General features: G+C 70.7%; 11 protein-coding genes. 5 read left to right on the plus strand and 6 right to left on the minus strand.

Going from position 1 to position 13910, the window contains the following annotated elements:
* Positions 1-8 precede the first annotated feature (8 nt).
* On the plus strand, positions 9-1664 hold the full coding sequence (iscB, locus tag ACGFSB_RS26695; RefSeq protein ID WP_393404111.1) for an RNA-guided endonuclease IscB: 1656 nt from the start codon (positions 9-11) through the stop codon (positions 1662-1664).
* A 289-nt stretch (positions 1665-1953) separates the two neighbouring features.
* Here iscB and ACGFSB_RS26700 read toward each other — a convergent pair whose 3' ends face one another.
* The 3 genes from ACGFSB_RS26700 to ACGFSB_RS26710 all read right to left on the minus strand — a co-directional run bounded on the left by ACGFSB_RS26700 (position 1954) and on the right by ACGFSB_RS26710 (position 5135).
* Positions 1954-3585, minus strand: a complete 1632-nt coding sequence (locus ACGFSB_RS26700) for a transporter (RefSeq protein ID WP_393404114.1) — start codon at positions 3583-3585, stop codon at positions 1954-1956.
* On the minus strand, positions 3582-4364 hold the full coding sequence (locus tag ACGFSB_RS26705) for an ABC transporter ATP-binding protein (RefSeq protein WP_393404117.1): 783 nt from the start codon (positions 4362-4364) through the stop codon (positions 3582-3584). Before ACGFSB_RS26705 ends, ACGFSB_RS26700 begins: the two co-directional genes overlap by 4 nt.
* A gap of 105 nt (positions 4365-4469) precedes the next feature.
* Positions 4470-5135, minus strand: a complete 666-nt coding sequence (locus ACGFSB_RS26710) for a bifunctional DNA primase/polymerase (RefSeq protein WP_393404119.1) — start codon at positions 5133-5135, stop codon at positions 4470-4472.
* A gap of 326 nt (positions 5136-5461) precedes the next feature.
* On the opposite strand from ACGFSB_RS26710, the gene ACGFSB_RS26715 reads away from it, so the two are divergent.
* Complete coding sequence (locus tag ACGFSB_RS26715) at positions 5462-6850, plus strand: transcriptional regulator (protein WP_393404121.1); 1389 nt, start codon at positions 5462-5464, stop codon at positions 6848-6850.
* Between the two features lie 307 nt (positions 6851-7157).
* Positions 7158-8912: a hypothetical protein gene (locus tag ACGFSB_RS26720; RefSeq protein ID WP_393404123.1), complete on the plus strand. Its 1755-nt coding sequence runs from the start codon at positions 7158-7160 to the stop codon at positions 8910-8912.
* A gap of 29 nt (positions 8913-8941) precedes the next feature.
* Here the strand turns inward: ACGFSB_RS26720 and ACGFSB_RS26725 are convergent, their stop codons facing one another.
* The gene (locus ACGFSB_RS26725; RefSeq protein WP_393404266.1) at positions 8942-10216 is read right to left on the minus strand and encodes an ABC transporter substrate-binding protein; all 1275 of its coding nucleotides are present in this window, start codon (positions 10214-10216) and stop codon (positions 8942-8944) included.
* A gap of 117 nt (positions 10217-10333) precedes the next feature.
* On the opposite strand from ACGFSB_RS26725, the gene ACGFSB_RS26730 reads away from it, so the two are divergent.
* Both ACGFSB_RS26730 and purU read left to right on the plus strand, forming a co-directional pair.
* Positions 10334-10837, plus strand: coding sequence for a hypothetical protein (locus ACGFSB_RS26730; RefSeq protein ID WP_393404125.1), 504 nt, complete (start codon positions 10334-10336; stop codon positions 10835-10837).
* 100 nt (positions 10838-10937) lie between these two features.
* A complete protein-coding gene (purU, locus tag ACGFSB_RS26735; protein ID WP_393404128.1) occupies positions 10938-11822 on the plus strand; it encodes a formyltetrahydrofolate deformylase in 885 nt (294 codons plus the stop codon).
* A 79-nt stretch (positions 11823-11901) separates the two neighbouring features.
* Here the strand turns inward: purU and ACGFSB_RS26740 are convergent, their stop codons facing one another.
* Together ACGFSB_RS26740 and ACGFSB_RS26745 are read right to left on the minus strand one after the other, a co-directional pair.
* Positions 11902-13263: a zf-HC2 domain-containing protein gene (locus ACGFSB_RS26740; protein ID WP_393404130.1), complete on the minus strand. Its 1362-nt coding sequence runs from the start codon at positions 13261-13263 to the stop codon at positions 11902-11904.
* Positions 13260-13859, minus strand: coding sequence for a sigma-70 family RNA polymerase sigma factor (locus ACGFSB_RS26745; RefSeq protein WP_393404133.1), 600 nt, complete (start codon positions 13857-13859; stop codon positions 13260-13262). The genes ACGFSB_RS26740 and ACGFSB_RS26745 overlap by 4 nt, the downstream gene beginning before the upstream one ends.
* Positions 13860-13910: the final 51 nt, after the last annotated feature.

The following is a 13910-nucleotide window of genomic DNA, read 5'->3' on the forward strand; positions in this document are numbered from 1 at the left end:
GCCCTTTGATGACTACGTTTCCCGCAGGCGAGCAGACCCACCGGGCTGTGCTTCCTCAGCAGCCCGCTCTGGAATCCGTGAGAGCAGACACCCTTGGGAGCAAGGACGAAACGGCTCACGGACTTCCCGCCACCGTGCGGGGAACCGGCGGGGAACATGGGCGAGGGGAGACCGGCGGGCATGGCGTCAGACCCCGTCGGCGGCACGTCGAATCGGCCGCTGAGGCGGCGGAGACGGCAGAGAACGGGAGCGGTGACGCTCCCACGTCCCCCAGGTACACCGGGGGCATCGGCGCGAGCAGAGTCTTCGTACTGGCCAGAGACAGACGGCCGTTGATGCCTTGCCACCCTGCCCGCGCCCGGGAATTACTCAGCAACGGACGGGCCGTCGTCCACCGGCAAGTCCCGTTCACCATCCGGCTCAGGGACCGTACGCGCGCCGACTCCGAAGTCGACGGCGTACAGCTACGCATCGACCCCGGCTCCAAAGGAACCGGCATCGCACTCACGGACGAGAAGACGGAGACCGACGAGCGCGGGGAAGCCGTCCTAGTGCGCCGGGGTTTGGTGACCGCCGAGCTCCAGCACCGCGGCGATCAGATCCGGCACTGCATGAGGCAGCGTGCCGGGTACCGGCGCAGACGACGATCCGCGAACCTCCGCCACCGGGCGCCGAGAAGCAACAACCGCACCCGTCCGGAGGGATGGCTTGCCCCGTCGCTGCGCCACCGTGTCGACACCACGATCTCCCTTGCTCACCGCTTCTGTCGGTACGCGCCGGTCACAGAGGTCCACGTGGAAAGCGTCGCGTTCGACACCCACTCCATGAGTGCGGGGAAACAGCTCAAGGGGGCCGAGTACGGGAATGGCACCCTCGTCGGAACTGACGCTCGAGCATTCTTGCTCGCTGTCCGGGGTAGAGCCTGCGCCTACTGCGGCGCCACGAGCGTTCCTCTGAACCTTGACCACATCCACCCCAGCAGCCGTGGAGGCTCCAGCAGGATCTCCAACCTCGTGCTTGCATGCGTCCCCTGTAACCAGGCCAAGGGCAGCAAACCCGTCGCCGTGTTCCTTGCCGATCGGCCGGAGCGCCTCGCGGAGATCCTCGCGCAGACCCGTCCGCCCCTGCGTGACGCCGCCGTCATGAACTCGACCCGTCGTCGGCTCATCGAGGCACTGGGCGTTCTCGGCCCGCCAGTTCATGCCTGGCCGGGTGTCCGTACTCAGCAGAACCGCACCGCGATGGGACTCGACAAGACCCACACCGCCGACGCTCTCGCCATCGGTGAGCTGGATCGCGAGAGCGGCGGCCGGATCGTCCGCGTGCCCGCCCGCGTTCTGGTCGTGAAAGCCACCGGACGCGGCTCCTACGCCCGCACCACCCCTGACCGTTTCGGTTTTCCCCGGCTTCAACGTGCCCGGATCAAACAGCATTTTGGGTACATCACCGGGGATCTCGTACGTGCGACGCTGCCCACCGGCAAGTGGGCGGGCACCTGGAGCGGACGCGTCTCCGTGCGAGCCAGGGGTCAGCACAGCCTGACCACGCCGACGGGGCGGATCAACGTCTCCCACATGAATCTGCGGTTGCTCCAGCGCGGCGACGGATACGCCTACGACACCCGGCAGGAGTCCGTTTTGCTGCCGGGTCGAAAAACCGGTTGAGGCGAACCGACACAGTTCCTAGGGTGTGAGTCATCACGGAGAGGAGGTGGTTCGGCAGATGTATGGAAACCGGACGCGTGAGGTGACTGCGGGCTAGTGGCCCGTCGTCGCAACTCGATTTCGGCGCCGGACCAGCACGTGTGATGTGCGTGCAACCGGCCCAATCCCAAGCAGTCACCCGACCCGCGAGCCGCCGGTAGGTCCGGCCGGCTCCCCGCCGTTTCGTACGGCGGGGACCATGGCTCGCGGGTCGTCTGCGTTCCCGAGTGAGGCCGTATACGAAAGGCGCTCAGCCCTTGCTGACCGCCATCAAGATCTCCGGCAGCCGTCGCGCCACCCTCGGTGCCGCGAGGCGCAGGCCGAAATATGTGATCACCGCTCCGTAGGCCCCGCCCAGCGGCAGCAGGATCCAGGACCAGGAGGCCGCGTCTGTGACGTGCAGCCAGATGGTGAAGGTGAGGACCGGGGTGCAGAGCAGGGCCGCGGCGACCATCCCGCCGAAGATCGAGATCCAGGCCAGGCCCGCCTGCCCGGGGGCCACGTTCTTGTAGCCGTCCTGCGGGATCGAGTACGGGAAGCGGGCCGATGACCAGGCGCCCGTCGCCAGCATCGCGCCGAGCAGGGCGAAGGAGAGGCCGAGGGCCTCGGGCAGTGTCGTCCAGTCGCCGAGGACCGCTGCCGTGATGGCTGTCACCAGCGTCGCGTACGGGAGGGTGATCACCAGGAGCGCCAGTGCGCGGGCCCGGAGTTCGATGTACGCGTCGTACGTCGACGAGATCGTCATCGCGACCATCCAGAACGCCGAGGTGTCCTGGCCGAACTGGTTGTACATGAGGACGCCCAGCATCCCGGCCGCGAAGCACGCGAAGTAGATCGATCCTGTGCCCTGAAGGGCGTTGAAGAGCGGCACGATGAGGCCGATGGCCAGGGACGTCACCCAGGCCGCCTTCGTCTTCGGGTCGCGCCACACGTACCGCAGGCTGCGCTCCATGACCGTGCCCGTGCGCCCGCCCGGCAGCAGCCCGCCGAGGCCGCGTGCCGAGCGGGCCTTGGTGGGTTCCGCCGCCGCGAGCGTCGAGCCGTCGGGGGTCGTCATCAGGTGCGTCAGGCTGCGCTGCCAGAGGGCGAGGAGGGTGGCGAGGGCGGCGGCGCTCAGGGCGAGTTGGGCGACCCCTGTCGCGTACGAGCCCTTGCTCACCGAGTCGACCGCGCCGATCGCCGATGCGGGCGGGATCCAGCTCAGGACGTCGGCGGCCGGATCGAGCCGCGAGAGCCCGGACGAACCGAGCTTCTGCGCCCCGAAGTTGACCACCTGCGCCCCGACCGCGATCACCAGGCCGCTCAGGACTGCGAGGTCGCGGCCCTTGCGGCTGCTCAGCAGGCGGATGTTGGCCGCCGCGACGGTGCGCGCGAGGGCCACGCAGATCAGCAGGGTGAGGGCGATGGCCAGGACACCGGTGACGGTCGCCGCCGCGCCGTGCGCGAGCGAGATCACCGAGCCGAGCGCGAGGCAGAGGCTGAAGAGCGGCCCGATGCCCACCAGGGATGCCACGAGCAGCGCGCGCACCAGGGGGCGCGGGCGCAGCGGCAGCATCACCAGGCGGGTGGGGTCGAGGGTCTCGTCGCCGCTGGGGAAGAAGAGCGGCATCACCGCCCAGCCGAGCGCGAGGATCGCGGTGAGCGGGACGGAGACGGTGGCGGCGTGTTCGTTGCCGCGCAGGGCGATCAGGCCGAGGAGCTGGAGCGCCGCGACGAGGAGAGCGGCGACGACCGACGCGATGTAGGCGGCCCGGCGGCCCGTCGACTGGTGCAGGCCGTTGCGCAGGAGCGAGAGCTTCAGGCGTACGAAGATGGGGGTGATGGGGGTGATGGAAGGGGCGGATGCCGGGGCGGGTGCGGGCGTCGCCGTCGGCTTGCTCATCGGGTGCCGCCGCCCAGCCAGTCGAGGTGCGATGCCGTGTCGCGGCTGTTGGCGCCGACCAGTTCGAGGAACGCCTCCTGGAGGGACGGTGCCGCGCCGCGTACCTCCGCGAGGGTGCCCTGCGCACGGATGCGTCCCGCCGCCATCACGGCGACCCAGTCGCAGAGCGATTCGACCAGTTCCATCACGTGTGAGGAGAAGACGACCGTCGCTCCGGACGCGGTGTAGCGCTCCAGGACGCCGCGGATGGTCTGGGCGGACACCGGGTCGACGCCCTCGAAGGGCTCGTCCAGGAAGAGGATCTCGGGGTTGTGGAGCAGGGCTGCCGCGAGGCCGATCTTCTTGCGCATTCCCGTCGAGTAGTCGACGACCAGTTTGTGCTGGGCGCCCGCGAGGTCGAGTACGTCGAGGAGCTGGGTCGCCCTCTTGTCGACCTCGTCGCCGGGCAGTCCGCGCAGCCTCCCGGTGTACGCGAGGAGTTCGCGCCCCGAGAGCCGCTCGAAGAGGCGCAGGCCTTCCGGGAGGACGCCGATGCGGGCCTTCACCTGGACGGGGTCGGCCCATACGTCGTGGCCGACGACCTCCACAGTGCCCTGATCCGGGCGGAGGAGGCCGGTCACCATGGAGAGGGTGGTGGTCTTGCCCGCGCCGTTCGGTCCTACGAGGCCGATGAACTTGCCCGCGGGGAGGGTGAGGTCGATCCCGGCGACGGCGATTTGCTGGCCGAAGGCCTTCCAGAGCCCTTGTACGCGTACCGCCGCCGGTGCTGCCTCGGTCACGGTGTCCGCCTTTCGTCGCCGTTTCCGCACGATACTTCGGCGAGAGACACAAACGCCGGACGGGCTGGATATCCAGCCCGTCCGGCGCTGAGCCCCGGTGACGTCCTATCGGCGCGCCTCACGCCCGCACGCGTACGCCAACGGCGAGATGATCTCCTCCGCATCGGGGAGCCACCGGTTCGCCGCGGTGGGGCGACATGCCCATTGCACGGCGCCCGATGCGCCGAAGCGGGTCGGGGGCGCGGCGACGTACGCCCCCTCGCCGAGCGCGATCAGGTCGATCGCGGCAGGCGGCCACCCCAACTTGCGTACAAGATCAGGGATCTTCGCCGTGGCGCCGGGAAGGACGAAGAACTGCATCCTGCGGTCGGGGGTGCAGGTGACGGGACCCAGCGTGAGCTGCATGCGTTCCATGCGGGCGAGGGCGAGGAAGCCCGCCGTCTCCGGCACGTCGATCGCGTCGAACGTGCGGCCGGTCGGCAGCAGGATCGACGACTTCGACTGCTTGGACCACAGCCGCCTGACCACCGTCGAGCTCCCCGTGGCCTGCGTGGCCCAGTCCTCGCGCGCCGGGTGCGAGCCGGGCGTCGTACACGCCGCGTCACCGCACGAGCAGGCTTCGGCTCCCTCGACGGACTCGAGCCATGTCCCGGGGAACACGTCCCAGTGGCGCTCTTCCGCGTATCGCACGGCCGTGTCCAGCAAGGATTCTCCGCGCTGCTTCGGGATGTGCGCGGCTGACGTGACTCCCAAGGTCTCTTCCACGGACATCTCAACTCCGCCCGCCACCTACGGTTACGGCTCGCGCGTGCGCGGGGGCGGAGCATCGATCCTGCATCTGGGGCGCATGGGTGCACGGGCGGGGGCGCGCATGGGGAATGGGTTCCATGTGCGGGTAGCCAGGTCTGGGGCACTCAGAAGAAGCGACGAAGCGACGAAGCGACGAAGCGAAGAAGTGACGAAGCATAGAAGCCCAGTTGCTGACTTATGGTCCGTTTGTGGTGCATCTTCCGTTTGTCCCTAGGGCATTGATCATTGTGGGTGGCTATTCCAGCCCTCCGTACCGATGGTCCACAGTGCACATCAGGGGGTACGCCATGGCCGCAAGGCCGCTCGTCGCGCGGCAGCCCAATGAAAGGCTGCAAGCACTCATTCAGGAAGCGGGCTGCTCGAACGCGGGCCTGGCCCGCCGGGTCAACATGTGCGGCGCGGAGCACGGTCTCGATCTGCGCTACGACAAGACGTCGGTCGCCCGGTGGCTGCGCGGTCAGCAGCCGCGCGGCAGGGCGCCCGGGATCATCGCGGAGGCGCTCGGCCGCAAGCTGGGCCGGACGGTGACGATCGACGAGATCGGCATGGCGAACGGCAAGAACCTCGCTTCGGGCGTGGGGCTCCAGTTCTCGCCGACCGTCCTCGGCGCCATCGAGCAGGTCTGCGAGCTGTGGCGCAGTGACGTGGGGCGGCGGGACTTCCTCTCCGGCTCATCGGTCGCCGCTTCCGCGCTCGTCGAGCCGAGCCGTGACTGGCTGATCTCGTCCCCGGACTCGCAGGTCGGGCGGATGGCCGGGCCGCGGGTGGGGCTCTCCGACGTGGCCGCGGTGCGGGCGATGACGGAGGCGCTGACGCAGCTGGACCACCAGTACGGCAGCGGGCATGTGCGGCCGGTCGTCGTGCATTACCTCAACAGTGTGGTTTCGGGGTTGCTCGCCGGGTCGTATCGGGAAGCCGCGGGGCGTGAACTCTTCGCCGCCGTCGCCCGGTTGACGGAGCTGGCCGGATACATGGCGGTCGACACCGGGCAGCCAGGCCTCGCCCAGCGCTACTACATCCAGGCGCTGCGACTCGCGCAGGCGGCGGGCGACCGGGGGTACGGCGGTTACGTACTCGCCGCGTCCATGAGCCATCTCGCGGCTCAGCTCGGGAATCCGCGGGAGATCGCGCAGTTGGCGCGGGCGGCCCAGGAGGGGACGCGCGGGCGGGTCACCCCGCGCGCGGAGGCCATGTTCTACGCCGCCGAGGCGAGGGGGCACGCGCTGCTCGGGGACGGGCGGTCGACGCAGGTCGTGGCGGGCCGGGCGGTCGAGGCGATGGACCGGGCGGCGGGGGAGGCGTCGTCGGGCGACGATCCGGTGTGGATCCGGCACTTCGATCACGCGTATCTCGCCGATGAACTGGCGCACTGCCACCGTGACTTGGGTCAGGCGGACGCGGCGGCGCGCAGCGCGGAGGAGTCCCTCGCGGGGCATCCGGAGACGCGGGCGCGGCGGCGGGCGATCGGGCTCGTGCTCCTCGCCACGGCGCAGGTGCAGCGGCGGGACGTCGAGGAGGCGTGCCACACGGGCCTGAAGGCGGTCGAACTCCTCGGGACGCTGCGGTCGAACCGTGGCGCCGAGTACTTGGAGGACTTCCAGGAGCGGCTCGAGCCGTACCGGGAAGAGGCGGTGGTGAGGGAGTTCGGGGCGCGGATGGACATTCAGGCGGCGTAGGGGCGTAGAGAGAGGCCCGTGCGGGGGTGCGTGAAGCAGGGAGAGTGCGCGCGGGGGTGCGTGAAGGGTTTGTGATGTGTGTCGCCCTCGGGTGAACACGGCCCGTCCCTGCCCTTTCACCACCGTGAACGGCCAACTTCCGTACGAGGCAGATCTACTCCTGTGCCGTAATCAGCGTTTCGCGTGGAGGTTTTGTTACTTCCGTGATTGATGCGGTCACGGAGGTTTGAGCTGCGTGGCAGATGGCTGTGGGGACCCGGTAGCGTGACCCGACGGTTCCGTAGGTCCCCCATTCGTAGGAGTCCCGGTGACGCAGCAGAGCGGGCAGGGTGCCGCTTCCTCCGATCCGCATCCAGCGGACCGGCACGCGCACGAAGGCATCGTGCTGCCTGCCGATGGAAGCGAGCCCTTGATGCCCGGCACCGCCGGCGACCAGACGGCCCCCGCGGGCGGCAGCCCCTGGGGCCAGCCGTGGGGCCCGGCCCCGGCGGAGCCGCAGCCCGGCGCGGGCCAGGCGTGGGGCACGGCGGACGGCCCCGTGGACGGCTCTGCGCCCGCTCCTCAGCAGCAGGCGTACCAGCCCGCTCCTCCGCAGCAGGCGTACCCGCAGCAGGGCTATCCCCAGCAGGGCTATCAGCAGCAGACGTACGACCAGCAGAACTATCAGCAGCAGCAGAGCTATCAGCAGCCGCAGAACCACCCCCCGCAGCAGACCTACGGCGCGAGCGCCCCGCTGCCGCCGTCCGAGGGGGCGCCGCAGCCGCCCTACCAAGCGGCACAGCAGCCCGCCGACGCCTCGTACGGGGCTCCGCACGCGGGACAGCCCGCCGACGGCTCGTACGCCGCGCAGCCGGGCCAGCTGCCGCCCGCCGCTCAGGCCGGCCAGCTTCCCCCCGCCGAGCAGCCGGGCCAGCTCCCGCCCGCCGCCCAGGCCGGTCAGCTGCCGCCCGCCGTCAGCGGTATGCCGCTGCCCCCCGCCGGACCGCTGCCCGCGGGTGACGCCGACGCCACGCAGTACATCCCCCCTGTGGCCCCCGGCGCCCTGCCGCCCGAGGCGCCCGCGGGGGACGCCACGCAGTTCCTGGGACGCGGGCCGATGCCCGGTGCGCCGATGCCCGGTGCGCCCATGCCCGGCGCCCCCATGCCCGCGGCCGGTTCCGACAACGAGGCCACGCAGTACATCGCTCCCGTGCCCGCGGAGCCCGGCGCCGCCCCCTTCGGGATACGGCCGGGAACCCCCGGCGAGCGGCCGCCGCACGCCGAGTTCGACAGCCTCTTCCGTACCGAGCAGCCGGAGTCCGACGGCCCCGCGTCGACCCAGCAGATGCCCCGCTTCGAGCCGCCGCAGCCCGCCGCCCACGGCCAGGGCAACGGTGACGGCGGCGGACGAGCCGCCCGTCGCGCCGCTGCCGCGGCTCCCGCGTCACGCGGCGGGGGCCGCACCGGGTCGAAGGTGCCGATCTTCGTGGCCGCCGGTGTCGTCATCGCGCTGATCGGCGTCGGGGCGGGCGCCCTCCTCAGCGGCGGTGGTGACGAGAAGAAGGACAGCCCGAAGACCGTCTCCGACTCCGCGCCGTCCGACGAGAAGCCGTCGCCCTCCGTCGACCCGGCCAAGGAGCAGGCCGTCGCCCTGGACAAGCTCCTCGCCGACAGCAACAACAGCCGTGACTCGGTGATCGCCGCCGTACGCAACGTAGGAAAGTGCACCAACCTCAGCCAGTCGGCCACCGATCTGCGGAACGCGGCCAAGCAGCGGAACGGCCTGGTCACGCGCCTTTCGGCGCTCTCCGTGGACAAGCTCCCGACCAGCGCCCAGCTGACCACGTCCCTCACCAAGGCCTGGAAGGCGTCCGCCGCGGCCGACAACCACTACGCCGCGTGGGCGGGTCAGGTCGGTGGCAAGAAGGGCTGCAAGAAGGGCCACCCGCGGACGACTCCGCAGGCGGCCGCCGCGAACAAGTCGAGCGGCGAGGCGACCACGGCCAAGACGCAAGCGGCCGGGCTGTGGAACACCATCGCCAAGCAGTACGGGCTCACGACCCGCGACAGGTCGCAGCTGTAGGGCTCTCCAGGCGGCTGCGGGCCCCGCGGCTACCTCACCCGTTCCAAGGTCTTCGCCACGTTCACGACGCCCTTGTGCGCGGGAACGAGGCGGCCGTCCCGCACCACCTGGAAGGTGACATCCGCGTTGACCAGGCGCGGGAAGTCGCCCGCCGCGAGCATGTCCTTGAAGCGCCAGCTCAGGGTCGGGGTCAGACCACCCGTCTCGACCTTGAGCCCTCGGTCGAGCGCGCGCCGCAGTGTGCGGGCGGAGACCTCGCCGCCGTCCAGCGACTCGACGGTCCGCTTCAGGACGGTGTACGCGATCCACGTCGTCTGCACGCCCGCGTCCGCCGGGTCCACCCGGTTGTCGCCGAAGGCCTGCTCGCGGATGGCCCCACGCATGTCGTCCCAGCGCGCGTCGCCGGCCGCCGGGTACCAGCCGGTGACGTACGCGTCTTCGTACGGGCCTTGGCCGCCCCCCGTACGGTCGATGAGGGACTGGTCGACGCTGCCGAGCACGGAGGAGATCTTCGCGGGCGGGTACGCGTCCTCGGTGCGCCGGTAGGAGTCGTAGAACGTGTCCGTGCGGGCGCCGAGCGCCGCCGTCACACAGCCGCCGGTGCCCGCGCGGGTCAGCGCCTGCTCGGCCTGCGCCGTGAAGTCCGTGCCGTCCTCGGGCGCGCGGATGTCGGCGGAGGGCTTGTGGCGGCCGTCGTTGAGGCCCGCGTCCAGGATCTTGTGCAGGTCGTCGCCCGCGATCGTGTCGGGGCGTACGAGGGAGACGCGCTCGCAGCGGGCGGCGAGCTGTCGGCCGTTGCCCGCCATGAGTGCCGGTTCGCCGCCGTTCACGGGGTACGACAGGGGGCTGCTGAACTCCGCGTCGGTGAGGCCGTATCCGCCTATGTAGGGGATACCCGCGACTTCGAGGGGGGAGAGGAAGGACTGGCCGTGCTGGCTGTACGAGCCGACGACGGCCGCCACCTCCTTGTCGACCGCCTCGCGGGCGCAGTCGGCGGCGCCCACCGGGTCGTTGTGGTCGTTGCAGGTGATGACCTTGAGGTCACGGCCGTCGAGCCCGCCGTGCGCGTTGGCCCAGCGCGCGTAAGCCTGCGCCATCGCGGGGATGCCGGGCTTGTTGGTCGCCTTGGTCTTCTCGGGGGCCCAGGTCATGACGGTCACGGGGTCTTTCCCGGATCCCTCCGTGGAACCAGGGACGACCCCGCACGCGGTGGTCAGGGACGCGCACACCGCCACCAGGGCGGCCGCGGTGAGGGTTGCGGTCTTGGAGGGGCGGGGGAGCAAGGTGCGTCGCGAGACGGGCATGGTCATGCACGATTCCGCCGCAGTGCCAACCATGGAGTGACGCACTCTCAACGCATGGTGACAAGAAGGTGAATGGCAGGGGCCGGTTCGACTGCACGGAAGGGGAACGTACGATCGATGACCGTGCAAGGTTCGGAGAAGTCTTCCCGTCGCGGCGGTCGCTCAAGCACCATGGGCGGTATGCCAACGAACGACATGCCATGGTGGCGCTGGCGCAGCAACGTGCGCTCGGCGCTCCACATGCTCTCCGACCCGGGGTTCCAGCGTGAGTGCTGGCTCGCCGGGCGCGAGGAGTACGGGGACGTGACCGACGCCGTGTACCGGCTGGTCGAGGACACGTGGCTGGACAACTGGTCCGCCGAGAAGTACGTCGGGACGATCTTCCGCGACGCGGAGGAGGCGGCGCTCGTCGATGCGGCTGTCCTGCGGGTGCTTCGGATCATGCATGAGGTCGGGCCTGATGCGCTTGTCTCCGCCTATCTGGATCATCCGGGATGGCCGGAGGCGGTGCGTGCCGCCCGGGACGCGCATGTTCGGCTCTCTGTGAGTGACGGGGATGAGCCTGATGTGCCGCCGCGGACGCTTGAGATCCTTCGGATCATGACGCGGGCCGCGGGCTGAGCACACCTGCGGCCCGGTGGGGGCTTGGCGCGCAGTTCCCCGCGCCCCTACGGGGCTCTGCCGGTCCGCGGCAGGTATCGGTTGTGGGAACCTTGTCGGCATGAATGAGCCGTCCGTCGCCGCGTCCGCCGACCCCGCTGAGCAGTACGTCCTCACCCTCTCGTGCCCGGACAAGCAGGGCATCGTGCACGCCGTGTCGAGTTATCTCTTCATGACCGGGTGCAACATCGAGGACAGCCAGCAGTTCGGCGACCACGACACCGGGCTCTTCTTCATGCGCGTCCACTTCTCGGCGGAGCCGCCGGTGACGGTGGAGAAGCTGCGGGCGAGCTTCGCGGCGATTGGTGACTCCTTCCGCATGGACTGGCAGCTGGGCCGCGCCGACGACAAGATGCGGGTCGTCCTGCTCGTGTCGAAGTTCGGGCACTGCCTGAACGACCTGCTTTTCCGCTCGCGCATCGGAGCCCTGCCGGTCGAGATCGCGGCGGTCGTCTCGAACCACACGGACTTCGCCGAGCTCGTCGCCTCGTACGACATCCCCTTCCACCACATTCCGGTGACCAAGGACAACAAGGCGCAGGCCGAGGCGCAGATCCTGGATCTTGTGCGCGCCCAGGACGTGGAGCTTGTCGTCCTCGCCCGCTATATGCAGGTGCTCTCGGACGACTTCTGCAAGCAGCTCAGCGGCCGGATCATCAATATCCACCACTCCTTCCTGCCGAGCTTCAAGGGCGCGAAGCCGTACCACCAGGCGCACGCGCGCGGCGTGAAGCTGATCGGCGCGACCGCGCACTATGTGACGGCCGACCTCGACGAGGGCCCGATCATCGAGCAGGAGGTCGAGCGGGTCGGCCACGACGTCACGCCGAACCAGCTGGTCGCGATCGGCCGGGACGTGGAATGCCAGGCGCTCGCGCGGGCCGTGAAGTGGCATGCCGAGCGCAGGATTCTGCTGAACGGGCGCAGGACGGTTGTCTTCGCCTGACCCTGCCCCTGACCCTGATCCACCACCCCTCGGGCTACGTCTAACCCCTCGGGCTACGTCTTTGGGCTACGTCTTTGGGCTACATCCGGCTCAGTGACGCCGCCGCGAACAGGACATCCCTGATCGCCTGGCGGTCCCCGTCCTGTCCCGCTGCCGCCTCCTCCGGCGACACGTGGCCGGCGGCCAGGCGGCAGAACTCGACGCCGTCCAGGGCGACATGGGCCACCTCGCGGTCCGCCGAAGCCCCCGCGCCGGGGGAGTCGAGCGGGATGAACCACTCGCCGCCGCCCATGCCCTCGACCTCGAGGCGCAGGCTCCTGCCCGGGGCACCGGCCGCCACCAGGCCGTGCGGCGGGGCGGCGAGCCCCGCGCGGCGGCGGTCGGCGAGGGTGCCGGGGAGCATCCTGGCGGCGAGGTCGATCATGCGGTGCAGATGGCGCGGGGACGGCGGCTCGTACGGATAGTCCACCGCCTCCGCGATGTCGCCCGCGTGGATCCAGCACTCGAAGGCCCGGTCCACCATCGAGTCCCGCAGCGGCAGTGCGGCGCGGCGGCCCTCGTCGTCCGGGGCGCTGTACGGAACGGTGAGGCCGCCCGATCCCGCGCCGGACGAGCTGTCGGCAGTGAAGGACACCGTGCGGATCAGGTCATGGGTCTGCTCGCGCCAGGGGACGCGGACCGCGCGCGTGGGCGGGAAGTACGAAGCGCGCCAGTACGCCTCGGTGCGGCGGCCGGGGCCGGACGGCTGCGGGGCGTCCGTGCCCAGCGGATCGTCGAGGCCGAGGGCGAGCGCGACAAGGCCGTCGACGGCGAGGAGATGCGCGATCACCCCGGCCACCGTCGTCTTGCGGCTGACCGGGCTGTCCTCGTCGAACCACCGGAGCCGCACCGGAGCGTGCCACTCCGAGTCGCCGATGTCCCGCAGGAGCGCGTCGAGCCTGGCGGTCTCGGCGTCGTACGGGACGGCCCACTCGGGCACCGGGATGCGGGGCGGGCGCCGCCCGAGGCAGCTCTCGATCACGCGGTTGCGCAGGCCCGGGTCGAGGTCGAGGCTCTCCTCCTGATGCAGCAGGCCCACCGCGTCGCGCAGCCGCAGCGCCTCTTCCGCGCAGGGGCCGCAGTGGCCCAGGTGCTCCTCGACGGCGATGGCTTCCTCGACCGAGCAGGCGGCGAGCGCCCAGGCGCCGAGGAGGGACCGCAGGACGCGGTGGTCCAGGGCGAGCGGGGGGTCGGGCAAGGGGTGTCCGGTGTCCTCTATGGAGGTGCGGGGCAGCGGTATACGGGGCGGCCGGCGGGCGTCCTGCCGCTGCTGCTCCCGGTTCTCCTGCTGCTCCTGCTGCTCCGGACTCTCCGGGTTCTCCAGGCCATCTGAACCGTTGCCGTTGCCATCGCCGCTGCCCTCGTACGGCTCTTCTCGCTCGGGTCGGTCGGGCCCGTTCACAGCGCTCTCCGATAACCGGGATGCGGTTCCGCCCGGTCGCCCGCGTCGTTCTGGACGCCCGCGTCATTGGCGGTGGAGAGCAGCTGCAGGCCGAGGCGGAGGCGGCGTCGCGCCTCGTCCTCCGTCACGCCGAGGTCGGCGGCCGTCTGGCGGTAGTCACGCCGCTGGAAGTAGGCCAGCTCCAGGGCGGCGCGCAGCGGGGCGGGCATGGCCGTGACGATGTAGTCCGCGCGGGCGGCGGCGGATGCGCGGCGCACCTTGCGCTCCAGGTCCTCCGCGGTGCCTTCGCCGCCGCGGGCCAGGGCGGCGGACCCGGTCTGGCGCAGCCGCTGGACGGCCCGCTGGTGGGTGAGCGTGGCGACCCAGGAGCGCAGGGGGCCCTGCTTGGGGTCGTACGCGTCGGGGTTCTCCCAGACGTGGGCGAAGACCTCGCGGGTGATGCGGTCGGCCGCGTCCTCGTCGCCGAGCACGCGGTGGGCCAGGCCGTGCACCAGCGAGGCGAAGCGGTCGTACAGCTCTCCGAGCGCGGCAGCTTCCCCGTGCGCGAGGCGCTGCTGCATACGACGGTCCCAGCGACGCGGCGCATCCTTCGCCATGCGGCCCCCTCTGCCTCTGCCTGCCTCTGGCGCGTGCCGTTCCTTGCCCGA

This window comes from Streptomyces sp. NPDC048441 (genome assembly GCF_043200235.1).
Classification (GTDB): domain Bacteria; phylum Actinomycetota; class Actinomycetes; order Streptomycetales; family Streptomycetaceae; genus Streptomyces.

Bases quoted from the DNA above. Each gene is read 5' to 3' on its own strand.
- iscB (WP_393404111.1), top strand. From the start codon at position 9: ATGACTACGTTTCCCGCAGGCGAGCAGACCCACCGGGCTGTGCTTCCT.
- ACGFSB_RS26700 (WP_393404114.1), bottom strand. From the start codon at position 3,585: ATGAGCAAGCCGACGGCGACGCCCGCACCCGCCCCGGCATCCGCCCCT.
- ACGFSB_RS26710 (WP_393404119.1), bottom strand. From the start codon at position 5,135: ATGTCCGTGGAAGAGACCTTGGGAGTCACGTCAGCCGCGCACATCCCG.
- ACGFSB_RS26715 (WP_393404121.1), top strand. From the start codon at position 5,462: ATGGCCGCAAGGCCGCTCGTCGCGCGGCAGCCCAATGAAAGGCTGCAA.
- ACGFSB_RS26725 (WP_393404266.1), bottom strand. From the start codon at position 10,216: ATGCCCGTCTCGCGACGCACCTTGCTCCCCCGCCCCTCCAAGACCGCA.
- ACGFSB_RS26730 (WP_393404125.1), top strand. From the start codon at position 10,334: ATGACCGTGCAAGGTTCGGAGAAGTCTTCCCGTCGCGGCGGTCGCTCA.
- purU (WP_393404128.1), top strand. From the start codon at position 10,938: ATGAATGAGCCGTCCGTCGCCGCGTCCGCCGACCCCGCTGAGCAGTAC.
- ACGFSB_RS26745 (WP_393404133.1), bottom strand. From the start codon at position 13,859: ATGGCGAAGGATGCGCCGCGTCGCTGGGACCGTCGTATGCAGCAGCGC.